Source organism: Ignavibacteriales bacterium, assembly GCA_026390795.1.
In the GTDB taxonomy this organism is placed as follows: domain Bacteria; phylum Bacteroidota; class Ignavibacteria; order Ignavibacteriales; family Melioribacteraceae; genus Fen-1258.
Genome location: JAPLFG010000003.1, coordinates 441137 through 458889 on the forward strand (window position 1 = coordinate 441137; position 17753 = coordinate 458889).

The 17753-nt window shown below is 37.6% G+C and carries 15 protein-coding genes; 14 read left to right on the forward strand and 1 reads right to left on the reverse strand.

Translation table 11 applies throughout. The annotated features are described in order from the left end of the window. Nucleotides 1-63 precede the first annotated feature (63 nt). The 9 genes from NTX65_05570 (at nt 64) to NTX65_05610 (ending at nt 9890) form a co-directional block, all read left to right on the forward strand. On the forward strand, nt 64-651 hold the full coding sequence (locus NTX65_05570) for an isoprenylcysteine carboxylmethyltransferase family protein (GenBank protein MCX6168784.1): 588 nt from the start codon (nt 64-66) through the stop codon (nt 649-651). Then, entirely contained in the window at nt 648-1787 is a 1140-nt protein-coding gene (lpxB, locus tag NTX65_05575) for a lipid-A-disaccharide synthase (protein MCX6168785.1), read from the forward strand. Before NTX65_05570 ends, lpxB begins: the two co-directional genes overlap by 4 nt. Continuing rightward, a complete protein-coding gene (locus NTX65_05580; protein ID MCX6168786.1) occupies nt 1774-2433 on the forward strand; it encodes a lysophospholipid acyltransferase family protein in 660 nt (219 codons plus the stop codon). The genes lpxB and NTX65_05580 overlap by 14 nt, the downstream gene beginning before the upstream one ends. Further along, the gene (gene lpxK / locus NTX65_05585) at nt 2427-3521 is read left to right on the forward strand and encodes a tetraacyldisaccharide 4'-kinase (protein ID MCX6168787.1); all 1095 of its coding nucleotides are present in this window, start codon (nt 2427-2429) and stop codon (nt 3519-3521) included. Before NTX65_05580 ends, lpxK begins: the two co-directional genes overlap by 7 nt. Continuing rightward, entirely contained in the window at nt 3514-6318 is a 2805-nt protein-coding gene (gene ppdK, locus NTX65_05590; GenBank protein ID MCX6168788.1) for a pyruvate, phosphate dikinase, read from the forward strand. The genes lpxK and ppdK overlap by 8 nt, the downstream gene beginning before the upstream one ends. An 85-nt stretch (nt 6319-6403) precedes the next feature. Next, nucleotides 6404-7441, forward strand: a complete 1038-nt coding sequence (gene queA / locus NTX65_05595; protein MCX6168789.1) for a tRNA preQ1(34) S-adenosylmethionine ribosyltransferase-isomerase QueA — start codon at nt 6404-6406, stop codon at nt 7439-7441. 30 nt (nt 7442-7471) lie between these two features. Beyond that, nucleotides 7472-8152: a 2-C-methyl-D-erythritol 4-phosphate cytidylyltransferase gene (ispD, locus tag NTX65_05600; protein ID MCX6168790.1), complete on the forward strand. Its 681-nt coding sequence runs from the start codon at nt 7472-7474 to the stop codon at nt 8150-8152. 67 nt (nt 8153-8219) lie between these two features. Beyond that, nucleotides 8220-8888 carry a glycerol-3-phosphate 1-O-acyltransferase PlsY gene (gene plsY, locus NTX65_05605; GenBank protein MCX6168791.1) on the forward strand — a complete coding sequence of 223 codons (669 nt, stop codon included), beginning with the start codon at nt 8220-8222 and terminating at the stop codon, nt 8886-8888. Continuing rightward, complete coding sequence (locus tag NTX65_05610) at nt 8889-9890, forward strand: NAD(P)H-dependent glycerol-3-phosphate dehydrogenase (protein MCX6168792.1); 1002 nt, start codon at nt 8889-8891, stop codon at nt 9888-9890. 35 nt (nt 9891-9925) lie between these two features. Here the strand turns inward: NTX65_05610 and NTX65_05615 are convergent, their stop codons facing one another. Further along, nucleotides 9926-11320, reverse strand: a complete 1395-nt coding sequence (locus NTX65_05615; protein MCX6168793.1) for a Xaa-Pro aminopeptidase — start codon at nt 11318-11320, stop codon at nt 9926-9928. 200 nt (nt 11321-11520) lie between these two features. On the opposite strand from NTX65_05615, the gene recG reads away from it, so the two are divergent. The 5 genes from recG to NTX65_05640 all read left to right on the forward strand — a co-directional run bounded on the left by recG (nt 11521) and on the right by NTX65_05640 (nt 17683). After that, entirely contained in the window at nt 11521-13698 is a 2178-nt protein-coding gene (gene recG / locus NTX65_05620; protein ID MCX6168794.1) for an ATP-dependent DNA helicase RecG, read from the forward strand. 116 nt (nt 13699-13814) lie between these two features. Continuing rightward, a complete protein-coding gene (locus NTX65_05625) occupies nt 13815-14906 on the forward strand; it encodes an ATP-grasp domain-containing protein (GenBank protein MCX6168795.1) in 1092 nt (363 codons plus the stop codon). Next, nucleotides 14903-15961, forward strand: coding sequence for an ATP-grasp domain-containing protein (locus tag NTX65_05630; GenBank protein MCX6168796.1), 1059 nt, complete (start codon nt 14903-14905; stop codon nt 15959-15961). The genes NTX65_05625 and NTX65_05630 overlap by 4 nt, the downstream gene beginning before the upstream one ends. Continuing rightward, the gene (locus tag NTX65_05635; GenBank protein MCX6168797.1) at nt 15939-16412 is read left to right on the forward strand and encodes a GNAT family N-acetyltransferase; all 474 of its coding nucleotides are present in this window, start codon (nt 15939-15941) and stop codon (nt 16410-16412) included. The genes NTX65_05630 and NTX65_05635 overlap by 23 nt, the downstream gene beginning before the upstream one ends. Nucleotides 16413-16438: 26 nt before the next feature. After that, nucleotides 16439-17683, forward strand: coding sequence for a KamA family radical SAM protein (locus NTX65_05640; GenBank protein ID MCX6168798.1), 1245 nt, complete (start codon nt 16439-16441; stop codon nt 17681-17683). Nucleotides 17684-17753 lie beyond the last annotated feature (70 nt).

Genomic DNA, 17753 nt, shown 5'->3' on the forward strand with positions numbered 1-17753 from the left:
ATAGTGATTAGTCGTTAGACTAACTACTATGGTCTAAATACTAGATACTAATTACTAAATACTATGAAAAAAATTGCACTGAAAATATTTAAATACCGAAGCTACACGCCAATTCCATTTTTGATTCTGATGGTGGTTTTTCAAAAAGCCGATATTACAAGTATCGTCATTGGTTTTTCTATAGCGCTACTCGGCGAGTTTTTCCGTTTGTGGGGCGTTAGTTACGCCGGCAGTGAGACACGTACAACTAATGGAGTCGGCGGAACTTTTCTTGTTGTTTCCGGCGCCTTTGCATATCTGCGCAATCCGCTTTACCTCGGCAATATGCTGATGTACCTTGGAATTGGAATAATGTCTATGGCACTCTTTCCATATTTGCAAATTTTTGCTCTCTTGTTTTTCTTTTGGCAGTACACTGTAATTATTAAAGAAGAAGAAAGTTTTTTACAAACAAAGTACGGTAAGAGCTATAAAGATTATTGTGCGGTAATTCCAAAATTAATTCCGTCGTTCAAAAAGTATAAAAATCCGGGTTTGGAACAACCGGAATATCAATTACAGAAAGGTCTTCGCTCTGAAAGAAGAACATTGCAGGCATTCTCTTTAATTGTTTTGATAATAATAATTCGTTACGTCTTGAGTCTGAATTGAGTAAAAAATTAATGATAGTTGCAGGCGAGGCATCTGGTGATCTTCACGGCGCAAGTTTAATAACCGAATTAAAGCGGCTCGATAGTTCTATAGAAATTTTTGGTATCGGCGGTGATAAAATGATTGCTGCCGGAATGAAAGCTCAATTTCATATAAAACAGATGGCTTTTCTTGGATTCATTGAAGTACTGAAACATCTTCCATTCATCAGCAAAGTCAGAAAGGAACTTCTTCAAAAAATTTCCGATGAAAAGATTGATACAGTTGTGTTGATTGATTATCCGGGTTTCAATTTAAACCTCGCAAAGAAATTACATGAACTCGGAAAACAAGTTATCTATTATATATCTCCACAAGTCTGGGCATGGGGAAAAGGCAGAATTGATAAGATTAGAGAAGTAGTGAACAAAATGATTGTAGTATTTCCATTTGAAGAAAAAATGTACCGGAGCTATAATGTAGACGTAGCATATGTCGGGCATCCGCTTATAGAACATGTTGAGAATTATCCTTATCTCACAAAAACGGAACTTTATACCAAGCTTGGTTTAAATAAAGATAAAGAAATATTACTCCTTTTGCCCGGAAGCCGTAAGCATGAAATTGGAAAAATATTTCCGGAGTGTATTGCGGCCGCGGAAAAACTATCTAAAGAATTTAATTTACAAACGGTTGTTGCATGCTCGGAAAATATTGACGAGAATTTCTTTACCGGACTAACACAGGTTAAGGATTTCAAATTAGTGAAAGGATTTACATACGATCTTCTTAAGCATTCACATTTTGGAATTATTAAATCTGGCACATCAACGCTTGAAGCCGGTCTGTTTGAACTTCCTTTTATAGTTGTTTACTCTACAAATTATTTTACCTACGGACTAGGACGAATTCTTGTTCAAATAAAAAATATTGCTATGGCAAATATTATTCTTGAAGAAAATGTAATTGATGAATTGATTCAATATGATGTAAACGCAGAAAATATTTATGTAAAAAGTGCAGCAATTCTGAATAGCAACGAAAAGTACAACGCAATAAAACAGAAACTCGGTTTAATAAAAGCAAAACTTGGCGGAACGGGAGCTTCCCGTAAAACTGCCGAATTAATTAATATGCGCCTTAATGAAGCTAAGTAATTTTCAACGAAATGTTCTTCGATATATTGGAATCCGGTTTGCAAGCGCCGCCATCCGGCTTTTGCTAAGATCTCTCAGAATAACAACCGTTAATGGAGAATCGTTATCAAGATTGCAGCAAGAAAAGAAAAATTTTGTAACTGCATTCTGGCACGGTTCAATGATGATCGGGTGGTTTATTCACCGGAACGATAATGCTTCTGCACTTGTTAGTCAGAGTAAAGACGGTGATGTTCTTGCAAGCATACTCGAAAAGTGGAATTATCACGTTGTACGCGGTTCAAGTTCAACCGGCGGAAGTGATGCGTTGACCGTTATGATTTTGCTTATTAGAGAAGGATACTCGTTGGCAATTACACCAGACGGACCACGCGGACCAATTTATAATATGAAAGCCGGCGCTGTAATCACTGCAAAGAAATCGAACGTGCCGTTGTTTTTGGTTGGAATAGGAATAAAGAAAAAGTTTGTATTAAAAAGCTGGGACCGTTTTGAAGTGCCAAAACCGTTCAGCAAAGTTGTTGTTGTTTATTCCGAACCGATTTATATAGATCAGAATTTGAGTCACGAAGAAACAAATCAAAAAATAATTGAGTGCGAAGAGTTATTAAATAAATTACATAAGGATGCTCTAAGTCTGTGCTAGATTTTTTAAGAATAATATTATCACCATTGGTTGTCGTCTATTCGTTAATAACAAAAATTCGAAACTTGTTCTTTGATAAAAATATTTTTTCCGCATCAAAGGTTGATGCAAAAATAATTTCAGTTGGAAATTTAACCGTCGGTGGCTCGGGAAAAACTCCCGCAACAATGATGATTGCGAAAACGCTTAAAGGTAAAAATAGAAAAGTTGGACTTTTAAGCCGCGGGTATGGTAGAAACTCTATCGGTTACGTTTATGTGAGTGACGGCGAAAAAATCTATACATCTGTTGATGAATGCGGCGATGAAATGTATTTCATGTCGGAAGAATTAAAAGTGCCCGCAGCGGTTGCCGAGCACCGCGTAGACGGTGCTAAACAGTTCATAAAAGATTCTAATGTTGATACTATCATCCTCGACGATGCATTTCAGCATAGATGGATTTACAGAAACATTGATGTTGTAATAATTGATCAGAGATTTTTGGATAAAGAAGGACAGATTGAACAACATCTGCTTCCTCTTGGTTCAATGCGGGAACCGTTTGAATCGTTGAATCGTTCTGATATTATTATAATCAATAGAAAATTTTCAGAGATAAAAAAAATTCCGGAAAAATTGGAAAGATATTTTAAAGGAAAAGAAGTATTTACCGGTTATTATGAATCGATTGGTTTTTACGACGTGAAAAGTCATCATTTTTTTAACATGAACGAGTTTCAAGGTCAAAAAAGTTTAGTGGTATGCGGAATTGCCCGCCCATATTCTTTTTTGAATGCACTGGAGAAAAATAAAATTGATATTACGAATAAAATGATATTTGATGATCATAAAAATTATTCTCTCAAAGAAGTAAATGACATCAGAAAGAAATTTTACGATTCAAATTCTTATTCGGTACTTACTACACAAAAGGATGCGGTAAAATTCATCAAGTATTCTAAAGAGCTTGACGACATTGATATTTTCTACTTGAAGATTGAATTCAAACTTGATGAACAAAGTAAATTTGACGAATTAATTACGAAATCACTTAACTCACAAAAAAATAATGAGAAACATTTATCGGAGGATATGTTAAATGGCTAAGGCAACACAAAAGTATGTGTACTATTTCGGCGGCAAACGTGCGGAAGGTAAAGCAACTATGAAAGAACTGCTCGGCGGTAAAGGTGCAAACCTTGCCGAGATGGTCAATATTGGATTACCGGTTCCTGCCGGTTTTACAATTACAACCGAAGTATGTACGGCTTATTACAAAAACAACAGAAAGTACCCAAAAGAACTTGAGAAACAAGTTAAAGATGCTCTTGCAAAAACAGAAAAAGAGATGGGTGCAAAGTTTGGAGATAAAGTAAATCCGCTTCTTGTCTCAGTTCGTTCCGGCGCGCGCGCTTCAATGCCAGGCATGATGGAGACAATTCTGAATGTTGGTTTGAACAATCAAACACGCGAAGCATTAATTGCAAAGACCGGAAACCCGCGCTTTGTTTACGATTCACACCGCCGCTTGATTCAAATGTATTCTGATGTTGTAATGGAAAAAGCTGCTGGTATTGAACCGGAAGAAGGTAAAGGTGTTCGCCAGCAATTAGAGAAAGAACTTCATAATATGAAAGAAGCACGCGGTGCTCAGAGCGATACTGATTTGAGTGCAGATGATTTGAAGGAACTTATTGAAATCTATAAAGCAAAAGTTCAGGAAGTTCTTGGTAAACCTTTCCCAGAAAATCCGATGGATCAACTTTGGGGTGCTGTTTCTGCTGTATTTCAAAGCTGGATGGGTAAACGTGCAATCTCTTACAGAAGAATTGAAGGCATTGCAGATGAATGGGGCACTGCTGTAAATGTTCAATCGATGGTATTTGGAAATATGGGTGATACATCTGCAACCGGGGTTGCATTTACACGCAATCCTGCAACCGGAGAAAATTATTTTTACGGCGAATGGCTTCCAAATGCACAAGGTGAAGATGTAGTTGCTGGCATAAGAACTCCAAATCCAATTAATGAAATTGGAAAGAGCGAGCATACTGCTCATCTTCCATCACTAGAAACTGGAATGGTTCCGGCTTATAAACAATTACATGCAATTCAGCGCTCTCTCGAAAAACATTATCACGATATGCTTGATATTGAATTCACAATTCAAGAAGGTCGGCTCTATATGCTTCAGTGCCGTGTTGGAAAAAGAAACGGACCTGCTGCTGTTAAGATGGCTGTTGATATGTATAAAGAAAAATTAATTACTAAAGAAGAAGCTGTAATGCGTGTTCAACCTTCTCAGCTTGATGAACTTCTTCATCCTATCATAGATCCAAAAGCAGAACTTACTTCAGCAGTTATTGTAAAAGGATTACCGGCAGGCCCTGGTGCCGCATCTGGTCAAGTTGTATTTTCTTCTGTTGATGCCGTTGCATGGGCTAAGGAAGGTAAGAAAGTCATTTTGGTTAGAGAAGAAACAAATCCTGAAGACATCGAAGGAATGCGCGCGGCACAAGCAATCTTAACCGGTCGCGGCGGAATGACTTCACACGCAGCTCTTGTAGCACGCGGATGGGGTAAATGCTGTATCGTTGGTGCAGGTTCTGTAAAAATAAATTATCAAGAAAAATATTTTACCGTTGGTGATGTAACAGTTCGAGAAGGTGAATATCTCACTCTAAATGGTTCTAAGGGAACTGTATATCTTGGTGAAATGCCTATGATCAAAGCTGCTGAAGAAAATCCAGACTTCCAGGCATTTATGAAGATTTGCGACGCGGTAAGAAAATTAAAAGTGAGAACAAATGCAGATACACCTGAAGATGCCGCACGTGCGCGTGCATTTGGTGCCGAAGGAATTGGTTTGTTCAGAACCGAACATATGTTCTACGGAATAAACTCTGAAGAACCATTATTCAAATTGCGTAAGATGATTCACTCTAATACGGAAGCCGAAAGAAGAAGCGCATTAAATGAACTCTTCCCATTTGTTAAGCATGATGTGAAAGGTACTCTTGAAGCAATGGACGGTTATCCGGTAACATTCAGAACACTTGATCCACCGCTTCACGAATTTGTGCCAACAAGACAAGATGAAAGAGAAAAACTCGCTTCAAGTTTGGGGATTTCCCTCGATGAGTTAAATAAACGCGCAGATGCATTGCATGAAAATAATCCAATGATGGGACATCGCGGTGTTCGTCTTGGAATTACATTTCCGGAAATTACTGAAATGCAGGTTCGTGCAATATTCGAAGCAACAGCAGAATTATTAGCAGAAGGGAAAAAACCTTACCCGGAAATTATGATTCCTGTTACATGTCATGTTAATGAAATCAAACATCAATATGTAATCATAAATAGAGTTCATGATGAAGTTTGTGCAAAATTCGGTTTGAAGAAGATTGTTCATTTAACCGGAACAATGATTGAAATTCCGCGTGCATGTTTGACTGCAGACAAAATTGCAGAAGTTGCACAATTTTTCTCATTCGGAACAAACGATTTAACACAAATGGGTTTTGGATTTTCTCGCGACGATATCGGCGGGTTCTTACCGGAATATCTTGATAAGAAAATTCTTCCAGTTGATCCGTTCCAGACAATTGACCAAGAAGCGATCGGCAAGTTAATGAAGATGGCAGTTGAAGGCGGACGTTCTACAAGACCTGATCTTAAAATAGGTATATGCGGAGAACATGGCGGCGAACCAAAATCTGTTGAATTCTGTCATAAGATAGGATTGAATTATGTAAGCTGTTCACCGTTCAGAGTTCCGATTGCGCGCCTTGCTGCTGCTCATGCTGTAGTTAAGGAAATGCAATCAGTTAAACCGGCAGCAAAAAAAGCTGTTAAAAAAGTGGTAAAGAAAACAAATAAGAAAGTTTCAAAGAAGAAGTAATATAATTCTATTGAGCGGAGTTTGAAGAATCTCTTCATTGAAAGAGATTCTTCGCTCCGTTCGGAATTAAAAAAGAGGAGAATAAATGAAGTTATCAGAGTTCCAATATAATTTACCTAAAACATCTATTGCTAAAAATCCGGTCTCACCGCGTGATAAAGCAAAACTGATGGTGTTGAACCGCGCAACCGGCGAGATTGAGCAGCATAAATTTTCTGATGTTGTAGACTACATGCAGAAAGGCGATGTAGTTGTTGTTAATCAAACTAAGGTTATGCAGGCACGCTTGTTCGGCAAGAAAGAAAGAACCAACGCAAAAATCGAAGTCTTTGTCCTTCGTGAACTTAACAAGGAAGAAAATATCTGGGATGTAATTGTTGATCCTGCAAGAAAAGTTAGAATAGGCAACAGAATTTATTTTAATGATAAACTTTGGTGTGAAGTAATTGATAACACAACATCACGAGGCAGAACAGTTCGTTTCAACGAAGATGCCGGAGATATTTTCAAGGCGATCGAAAAAATCGGGCACACTCCTCTTCCCCCTTATATCAAAAGAGACGCTGTTCCATCCGATAAAGAAAATTACCAGACAATCTTTGCAGAAGTTGACGGTTCCGTTGCGGCTCCTACTGCGGGTTTACATTTTACGCCATCATTGGTGAAGAAAGCAGAAAAACTCGGTGTAAAATTTGTTCCAGTCATTCTTCATATCGGTCTTGGTACTTTTCGTCCTGTTGAAGTTGAGGATTTAACAAAGCACAGAATGGATTCAGAATATTTTGAAATTCATGAAGAGACTGCCAAAGTAATTAATAAAGCTCTTGAAGAGAAAAAAAATATTTTTGTTGTTGGCACCAGCACTTGCCGTGCTCTTGAAAGCAGTGTAACTGCAGACGGATTTGCAAAGCCAAATTCCGGATGGACAGATAAATTCATCTTTCCGCCTTACGAATTCCGTGTAACTAAAAAATTGATAACCAATTTTCACCAGCCGGAATCAACATTAATGATGTTGGCAGGAGCTTTTGCAGGTTTCGATTTTATTATGAAAGCATATAAGAAAGCATTAAAAGATGATTATCGCTTCTTGAGTTATGGCGATGCAATGTTGATCATTTAAGATTTTGTTATGTGATTTTTGGATAATGACGTGAAGATTTTTACTATCATACCATCGGGCGGTACCGGGAAACGGGCAGAAACAGTTTTACCAAAACAATATACCCGGTTTAACGGTAAAGAATTAATTGCATACACGCTCGATGTTTTTCAGAATTGTGAAATGATTGATGAGATTGTTATTTCAGCGCAAAAAGATTATTTCAAATTACTCAATGATATAAAAGAACAATATTCATTTACCAAACTTTCAAAAATTGTTGAAGGGGGCGAAGAAAGACAAAATTCAGTTTTCAACGCCCTTAAATCACTTAATGCTTCCGATGAAGATTTAATTATTGTTCACGATGCTGTTCGCCCGCTTCTTCCCAAAAATGTTTTGATTAATGCGATTGAAACGGCTAAAAAGTTCGGTAGCGCGGTTGTAGCAACCAAAGCTAAAGACACTTTGATTAAAGGGAACCATTTCGTCCTTTCATTTGTTGATAGAAAAGAATTTTATTACGCACAAACTCCGCAAATTTTCTCATGCAAAATCTTATCTGAAGCGTTCATGAAAGCAAGTGATGATAAATTTCTTGGCACAGATGAATCGATGTTGGTTCATAGGTTGGGATATAAAATAAAACTAGTAGAAGGTTCATCTTTCAATTTCAAGATTACAAATCATGATGATATTAAACTTTTCCAGTTAATTTCCGAACATAGCTGAAGAAGATTCTTCCTTGTATATAAAATACTTTTTCTCTAAGTTTGACCACATTTTGGATGGATTTTAGATGTTAAACCTCATATTTGTTGTTATTCTTTCTTATTTGGCGGGTTCAATTCCCACAAGTATCATTGTTAGCAAACTCGTACGTGGAATAGATATAAGAGAACACGGCAGCGGCAATGCCGGCGGCTCAAATGTTTTTAGAGTTCTTGGCTGGAAATACGGTATTCTTGTAATTTTGCTTGATGCTTTGAAAGGAGCTCTTGCCGTTATTATTGTTGCCCGTTTATATCTAGACAGTTTCCCATTTAAAAATATCACACCATTTGATGACTTCACTCTCGTTCAAATAATTTGCGGTGTTACCGCAGTAATTGGTCACATATGGACTATCTTCGCCGGATTCCGCGGAGGCAAAGGAATTGCAACCGGACTTGGTGTTTTGATAATAATTGTTACAGTTGATATGGCACTTGCTCTAGGTATTTTCTTCCTTGTTGTTACTCTCTCCCGTTATATTTCACTCGGCTCAATCGCAGCAGCAGTTGCTGTTCCTTTAATTCTTGTAATCAGAGAAAATTTATTTGGTATCGACATTCAGGGCTACCATACTATACTTCCGTTCACAATCGTCCTTGCATTATTAGTGATTTACACACACCGTAAAAATATAGACCGTTTAATCAAAGGCAGTGAAAGCAAATTATCATTTGTAAAAAAGAAATCGGTTTAAATGAAGATTTCCGTTCTCGGCGCAGGCGGCTGGGGAACAACCTTAGCCATCCTTCTACATTTTAACGGGCATGAAGTAACGCTTTGGGAATACAAACGTAATTACGCCAAAGTTCTTAATCGTTCCCGCGAAAATAAAATCCTCCTTCCCGGAATTAAAATCCCAAAAGAAATTTATATCACACATTCGCTTTCCGAGAGCTGCCAGGACAAGCATATGATTGTTCTTGCTGTACCTACACAATTCATCCGTAGTGTATTAAAAGAAATGAAGCGTTATGATTTCCACGATACAATATTTGTAAGTGTTGCAAAAGGAATTGAGAAAGATACATTATTGACTGTCTCCCAAATAATTAAGGATGAATTAAAAGATATACCAATCACAAACATTGGGGTACTATCGGGACCAAGTCATGCCGAAGAAGTTGCTAAAAATATTCCGACTGCAGTAGTTGCCGCCTCGCGCGATCCGTTTACAGCGAAACAAATTCAATCTGCATTTATCACTTCATATTTCCGTGTTTATTCTACAACAGATATTCTTGGAGTTGAATATGGCGGCGCATTAAAAAATGTTATTGCAATCGGTGCGGGCATAATTGACGGTGCAAAGTTCGGAGATAATACAAAAGCAGCAATAATGACGCGCGGCATTGCAGAAATTTCTCGTCTGGGGATAGCGCTTGGCGCTAAGCCTGAAACTTTTTCCGGTTTATCCGGCATGGGAGATTTAATTGTTACGTGTATGAGCAAGCATAGCCGTAATCGATATGTCGGCGAACAACTTGGCAGAGGAAAAAAACTAAAAGATATTCTAAAAAAAATGCAGATGATTGCCGAAGGTGTTGAAACTTGCCGTTCGGTTCATCAGCTTTCTCTCAAACACAAAATTGAAACTCCTATTGCTAAAGCAGTTTATAAAATATTGTTCGAAGAGAAAGATCCGACCAAAGCCACTTACGAATTAATGACCCGCGATATGAAAGCCGAAGACGAATAAATAGCCTATCAAAATTTAAAATGTAACCCTAAATTCTATTTCATAAGTTTTTCGATATCACCAATTTCAACGGGAAATTTATTACCTAAAACCTCACATCCGTTTGCCGTTATTAAGACCGTATCTTCAATTCTGGCGCTCGCTTTCCAATAATTTTGTTTAACTGTATTATCACCTTCATATAAATAGATATGAGGTTCGAAAGCATAAATCATGTTTTCTTTTAAAATATAATCAGCTGGGCTAGGATCGTGAACATCTAAACCGACGCAATGACCCAAACCGGCAGGAATATAATTTCTATATCTACCGGTATTAATAATATCTTGTTTATTCCCCGTAATTATTCCTTTCTCAAGCATTTTACTTAAAATTATATCTCGGCTGAGAGAGTAAAGATAATTATAACTTACCCCAGGTTTTGCTGCTTGAATGACAGCTTTATATGCTTCAAGTACAATATTGTAAACAGTGTTTTGTTCAGATGAAAATTTCCCGTTAACAGGAAAAGTTCTAGTAACATCCGATGCATAGTAAGAGTATTCAGCACCGAAATCGATCATTACCAAATCGCCCGATTGCATTTGAGTATTGTTCAAATCATAATGTATTGTGTTTACATTTTTACCGGAAGCAATAATTGCCGGAAATGCTAATCTTTTACATCCATTCAGTTTAGAAATTAAATCCATTACCGCTTCAACTTCATACTCGTACTTTCCCGGTTTTATCATTTTGACTGCTTCGAAAAATGCTTGATGCGATACATTCACCGATTTACGAATCGCGTTAATTTCATTTGCGCTTTTAATAACTCTCAATTGATTAACGACCGCATCAATAAAAAAAACTTGTGGAATTACAGCCCCGCATTTGTAAAAAGAATCTGAGACTTCTGCGTTCACAGCAAAATTAGCATAGACCGATTTGTACTTTCCCGTATTCAAATAAAAACGGATCAGTTTTTGAAAGTCTTCATAGGCATATGCTGAATCCGCACCGTATTTTTCTTTAGCACCATTAATTCCGCTTACTTGACCTAACCAATTTAAATTAGTGCCGAATCTTTCTTTTTCAACGAACATAATTAATTCAACTGCTGAAGCATTTTTTCTAAGAACAGCAATAGAGTTAGGTTCTTCAAAACCGGTCAGATAATAAAAATTTGAAGCGGCTCTAAACTCGTAATCTACATCACCGTTACGCAAGTATAAGCCGTTTGTTGTAATCACGACTATTGCGTCATTAGGAATACTATTAATTAATTCGATCCTTCGTTGCCTCGCAGTGTTATAATCATATGAAGATTCATACAAAGATAATTTTTCCGGATACTGAAATGGTGATTCGATTGGATTTACAATTTGTTCAGTACAATAAGTACACGCAAATACAAGTAAGGATCCTAAAACTATTTTCTTGATTCTCATCTTTACTCCAATATTATATTTAATGAATCCCTATCTTTTATAGTGTGATTAAGTTATGAAGAATATACTTCCCTCAAGACTCAATGGAAATACAATAAATAGTAGACTGCATATAAATGTGGTTTATAAGTTACACAGAGGTAATAATGCTTTTTAAAATCCCATTTGATTATATTTAATATATAATAATATTTAATCCTATGGTTGATCCCTTAAATCAGTCCGTCCAATATTTAAAATCCGTAGGACCAAAACGGGCGGAATCCTTTTCTAAGATCGGTATTCACTCAATTAAAGATCTTCTCTTTTACTTTCCTTCCCGTTATTTAGACCGTTCGACAATTTTAAATTGCATCAAAGTTGTTCAGTATGTTGTGAATGGTTATGAGGGTGAAGTTACAATAATAGGTGAGGTGCTTGATACTGAAGTTCATTACTATAATAGAAAGCAAGTCTTTAAAGTAAGAATGAAAGACGCATCGGGATTTTTTGATTGTGTCTGGTTCCAAGGAGCTAAATATTTTAAAGATGTTTTCAACACAGGCGATCATTTCGCAATTTCGGCAAAACCGGTTTTAACTAAGTATGGTCATCTTCAATTTGTGCATCCGGACTTTGACCGTTTTGCTGAAAAAGAATCAAAAGACTTTTTAAACACTGGTAAGATTATACCGTTTTACCGCGTTCAAAAAGAATTACGCGAAACTAATCTCGGCGATCTTAGTTTACGCCGAATCATCAATCAAGCTGTTGAAACATATTCAACTCAACTTGCCGAATCGCTTCCCGATTTTATTATTAAAGAAAATAAGCTTCTTGGAATTATTCCGACGGTACAGAATATGCATTCGCCGAAAGATTATCCTTTGCTTGATGAAGCGAAACATCGCCTTAAGTACGAGGAGTTATTCTATTTTGAATGCCTTGTGGCGATGAGAAAGCATTTTATCAAAGAGAAGAAAAAAGGTTTTTCTTTTAAAACAAAAAAGGCACCGCTCAAGCAGTTTTTGAAATCGCTACCGTTTGAGTTGACCGAATCTCAATTAAAAGTTTTAACCGAAATAAGAAAAGACCTCGAGAGCGATGAACCGATGAACCGTTTGCTTCAGGGTGATGTTGGAAGCGGGAAGACAATAGTTGCTTTGATCAGTATGCTGATAATTGTTGAAAATAATTTTCAAGCTGTACTGATGGCACCGACAGAAATTTTAGCTGATCAACACTTCAAAAGAATTTCCGAATTTGTTCAGCCGCTCGGTTTAAAAGTAGACGAAGTGATTGGCGGACAAAAAATATCTGTGAGGGACGACACATTAAAAAAAATCCGTGAAGGAGAAACAAATATTATCATCGGCACTCATGCACTGATCGAGGAGAATGTTGAGTTCAACAAACTTGGTTTAGTGGTGATTGATGAACAGCACCGCTTTGGGGTTATGCAGAGATCAACTCTTGTTCAGAAAGGTTTGCAAGCGGATGTTCTCATAATGACTGCCACTCCAATTCCTAGAACATTGACAATGACACTCTACGGCGATCTCGATGTTTCGGTTATAGATCAGATGCCACAAAATAGAAAACCGATAAAAACAATTTTGCGTGGAGAGAGGAAGCTGCCGGATATTTACAACTTCATAAGAACTAAAGCGAAGGATGGCTACCAAACATTTTTAGTTTATCCGCTTGTGGAAGAATCCGAGAAGATAGAACTCAAAGCGGCGCAAAAATATTTTGAGGAATTAAGCCGAGATCAATTGAAGGATTTACGCTTATGCTTGATACACGGCAGAATGAATTGGAAAGAGAAAGAAAAAATAATGTTCGACTTTGCCGATCGGAAATATGACGTGCTCGTTTCGACCACGGTAATTGAGGTCGGAATTGATATACCGGATGCAAACATTATTGTAATTAACGATGCGTTCCGATTTGGTTTATCACAACTCCATCAATTGCGCGGAAGAGTCGGAAGAAGCGAGAAGCAGGCATACTGTATTCTCGTCACTAAGGATGAACTTGCAGTCAAATCAAATCAATTCAATTTCAATTTCGATTTTCTTTCTCCCGAGCAAATTGAAAAGAACAAAACAGTCATCCGCCTTAACTCTATGGTAAAATACACAAGCGGGTTCGATCTTTCCGAAATTGATATGAAACTCCGCGGACCAGGAAATATTTTTGGAACTCAGCAGAGCGGTTTGCCGGAATTAAAATATGCCAACATAATTGAAGACTCCAAAATTTTATTTGACGCACGCGCTGCGGCTTTTTTAATCATCGATGGTGATCCGCTGCTAACTCACCAGGACAATTCACTTATCAAAAGAACTCTTCAAGAAAATTATTCCCAGCACATTCATCTTGCTCAGATCGCTTGAGCAGTTCCGGAAATTTTTTCTCCTCACTCATCGTGCCAAAAATTTTTTTTCCGAAAAATATTTTTTACAATTTGTTGCAAAAAAAAATTAATTGGTTATATTTCTATTAGAAAATTTTGGAAGGAAGCATTATTAGTTCTTATCTACCAAATAAAAAGTTAAAAGTTGCTCTCACATATAATGTCAAACCGGAAGAAAATAATTTTTCCGACACAATACCTCTCTCTCTTCATGAAAAATCAGCAGAAACATTCAATGATACTTACGCAGAGTGGGATACAATCGAGACAGTGAACGCACTAAGAGACGCATTAGAACTTTTTCACGACGTAACGATGATCGAAGCGAATGAAAATGCATTTGAAAATTTTAAAAAAGTAAAACCGGATATTGTCTTCAATGTAGCTGAATGTGCAAACGGTATAAGTCGGGAAGCACAGATACCTGCAATGCTCGACATGCTGCAAATTCCTTATACCGGTTCCGATCCATTGACACTTACAACTTGTCTTGATAAAGCGCGGGCAAAAGAAGTTCTGTCATATCATAATATTCATACGGCAAAATTTTTATTGATCGAAACTCTAGAAGATCTCGCAAATTTCAGTTTGAAATTCCCGGTTATGATCAAACCTGTAGCCGAAGGATCAAGTAAAGGGATTTTTAATTCTTCTCTTGTTAAAAATATTAGTGAACTCACCGAGAGACTTTCAACGAATCTTGAAATTTATAATCAACCCTTCCTTGTTGAAGAATACTTACCCGGAAGAGAATTTACAGTAGCATTGATTGGAAATGATTCCGAAACAGAAGTTTTACCTATTGTTGAAATAAATTTGCATGAACTTCCAAAGGAATTAGCACCGATCTATTCTTATGAAGCCAAGTGGATTGCAGACACACGGGAAAATCCTTTGAACATTTTTAGCTGTCCTGCCGATATTGACAAGACACTATATAAAAAGATAGAAGACATAGCTCTTAGAACTTACAAAGTGCTGCGCTGCAAAGACTGGAGCCGTGTTGATGTTCGACTCGATGCCGATGGCGAACCGAACATAATTGAAGTTAATCCTCTACCGGGAATACTTCCCGATCCGAAAGACAATTCATGTTTTCCAAAGGCGGCACGCGTACACGGGCTCTCTTATGAAGAGATGATTAACAAAGTTTTATTAACTGCGGCTAAGAGATATAATTTATTATGAACCTAGAACAGAAAGTGTTGATCTGTTATAATGAACCGACCCGTTTTTACGATAATTACATTGGGAAAAATGTTTCCGATAGTAAAGAGAACGTTGATTTATCCGAACGTGAATTTTTAAAACAGATCACAATGATTAAGAAATCGCTTTCCAAAAAATATATGAGTGTTGAAACCCTCGCGGTGAACAGCGATATAAAATTGGCAATGAAGAAAATTCTCCATTACTCACCGGATTTGATTTTTAATTTTGTAGAATCGGTTGAGGGGAATTCAAACTTAGAAAGTTACGTTGCCGGTCTTTTTGATCTGATGGAAATTCCTTATACCGGGAATGGTCCTGTTAGTCTTGGCAACTGCCTAATCAAATCCAGGACGAAACAAATACTGCAGTCGCATGGTGTAAGAACTCCAAAACATATGATTGTGAACGTGAACCAGTATCCGGAAAAAAATAATTTCTTATTGAAATTTCCTGTAATCCTAAAACTAGCCCGAGAAGACGCAAGTATCGGTATTTCGGAATTATCGGTCGTAAATAAATTCGATTCGTTGAAAGAAAGATTAGAATACCTATTCGGTTCGTTCAATCAAGAAGTTTTAATTGAAGAATACATTGACGGACGCGAATTAAACGTTGCAATACTAGGGAACCAGATTCTACCAATTTCGGAAATTCGTTTTGACGGACTACCGGATGAGTTTCCTAAAATTGTTACGTATGAAGCAAAATGGTCGCCGGAAAGTGTCTATTTCAAAAATACAATTCCAAGATGTCCCGCACCTCTTGATGACAACCTGAAACAAAAAATTGAGAAGATGGCAATGGAAGCATTCGAAGCTCTGGAATGCCGGGACTATGCGCGCGTTGACATCCGCTTGAATCAGAGAAATGTTCCTTATGTTATTGAAGTGAATCCTAATCCGGATATTTCTCCCGATACCGGTTTTGTCCGTTCTGCTGCAACCGCGGGTATTGGCTATGATGAATTGCTTTTTAAAATTTCAACTTTCGCATTAAAGAGAATGACATATGATACGCAAGCTGCAAGCTAGTGATAGAGCGAAACTTGTCTCTATCATTGAGACTACACATAATTTTACTGAAGACGAAAAAAAAGTTGCAATTGAATTAATTGACGAAGCGATCGCTAATCCGAATCATGAATATTACAATGTATTCGTTTCGGAAAATGAAAATAAAATTGATGGTTACCATTGTGTTGGTAAAAGAGCGCTGACCGACGGCGTGTTTGATCTATTTTGGATTGTTGTTGACGGTTCTACTCAAAACAAAGGAATCGGCAAACAACTTCTGGATCATTCTGAAAATTTTGTGAAAGAAAGCAACGGAAGATGGATACTTGCCGAAACATCTTCTAAGGATAGCTACAACGCTACAAGAAATTTTTATATGAGGAATAAATACTCGATAGTCTCCCAAATAAAAGATTTTTACGCTGTCAACGACAACTTGATTGTCTTTGGCAAGTACATTAAAACATAAACGGCAAACTATAAAGGGCAACTATCATGGAACTCTGGCAGCAAATGGTTAGAGATAGCGTTCACTCTGTTGATCAACTTGTGGAGAAGTTTGGAATTGACCGGACAGTAGCAGAGGGCTTGGATGAATTTTTCCAGGCAAGAATAAATCCTTACTACCTTTCATTAATCCGTGAACCCGGCGATCCGATCTGGAAACAATGTGTTCCGGATAAAGCAGAGCTGGATGATATGGACGGTTTTGAAGATCCTCTTCAGGAAGATCGAATGAGTCCCGTTCCCAATATTACTCACCGGTATCCGGACAGAGCTTTATTTCTTACAACGAGTCAATGCGGAATGTACTGCCGCTTCTGTACAAGAAAAAGAAAAGTCGGTAACTCAGATAAAATTTCGATGAAGGAACTTGAATCCGCTTTCAAATACTTGGAAAAGCATACAGAGATTAGAGATGTAATTATGTCCGGCGGCGATCCGCTGATGCTTACAGATGTTATGCTGGAAAAGATTTTAAAACGGCTGCGTCAAATTCCTCATTTAGAGATCATCCGCATCGGTTCGAAGATGCCGTGCGTTCTTCCGCAGCGAATAACACCAAAGCTTGTTGATATGATAAAGAAGTATCACCCGGTCTATGTTAATACACATTTTAATCATCCGTGGGAAATTACACCAGAGAGCACAAAAGCTTGTGAGATGCTCGCTAATGCGGGAATTCCGGTAAGCAATCAAGCTGTTCTGATGAAAGGTGTGAATGACGATGCCGAAGTGATGAGAGAATTATTTACCAAACTTCTTAAGATTAGAGTGAGACCTTATTACTTGTATATGGCAGATGAAACACGAGGCGCTAATCACTTCCGCACATCGCTTGATAAAGGTCTTGAGATCATGCAGAAACTGCGCGGATATACAAGCGGTCTTGCAATTCCTCATTTTGTTATTGACGCACCCGGCGGCGGCGGTAAGATACCGATTCTTCCGCAATACGTTCTACACCGCGATGAAGACAGAGTTGTTATGAAGAATTACAAAGGTGAGATTTTCGTTTACCGAGAAGCTCATAACGGAGAGGCAAAACCGGAAGTTAGTATTCCTATTGAAATAGTGGAGAAGGAAAACGGTTCAAATGGAAATGGTTCGAACGGTTCTAATGGTAATGGCTCTAACGGCAACGGATCCAATGGCAACGGTTCTAACGGTTCATCTAAGAAACCGAAGAATTATAAAGAGAAAGTTGAAGTAACAGAAGTTGCGACAAGTAATAATTGACGGCTTCACTTCTGTCATGCTGAACTTGTTTCAGCATTTATAGAATTAAAATCCCGGTCTAGCCGGGATT

Coding starts and splice junctions, on each gene's coding strand:
- NTX65_05570 (MCX6168784.1), top strand. CDS start 64: ATGAAAAAAATTGCACTGAAAATATTTAAATACCGAAGCTACACGCCA.
- NTX65_05580 (MCX6168786.1), top strand. CDS start 1,774: ATGAAGCTAAGTAATTTTCAACGAAATGTTCTTCGATATATTGGAATC.
- ppdK (MCX6168788.1), top strand. CDS start 3,514: ATGGCTAAGGCAACACAAAAGTATGTGTACTATTTCGGCGGCAAACGT.
- queA (MCX6168789.1), top strand. CDS start 6,404: ATGAAGTTATCAGAGTTCCAATATAATTTACCTAAAACATCTATTGCT.
- plsY (MCX6168791.1), top strand. CDS start 8,220: ATGTTAAACCTCATATTTGTTGTTATTCTTTCTTATTTGGCGGGTTCA.
- NTX65_05610 (MCX6168792.1), top strand. CDS start 8,889: ATGAAGATTTCCGTTCTCGGCGCAGGCGGCTGGGGAACAACCTTAGCC.
- NTX65_05615 (MCX6168793.1), bottom strand. CDS start 11,320: ATGAGAATCAAGAAAATAGTTTTAGGATCCTTACTTGTATTTGCGTGT.
- recG (MCX6168794.1), top strand. CDS start 11,521: ATGGTTGATCCCTTAAATCAGTCCGTCCAATATTTAAAATCCGTAGGA.
- NTX65_05630 (MCX6168796.1), top strand. CDS start 14,903: ATGAACCTAGAACAGAAAGTGTTGATCTGTTATAATGAACCGACCCGT.
- NTX65_05635 (MCX6168797.1), top strand. CDS start 15,939: ATGATACGCAAGCTGCAAGCTAGTGATAGAGCGAAACTTGTCTCTATC.
- NTX65_05640 (MCX6168798.1), top strand. CDS start 16,439: ATGGAACTCTGGCAGCAAATGGTTAGAGATAGCGTTCACTCTGTTGAT.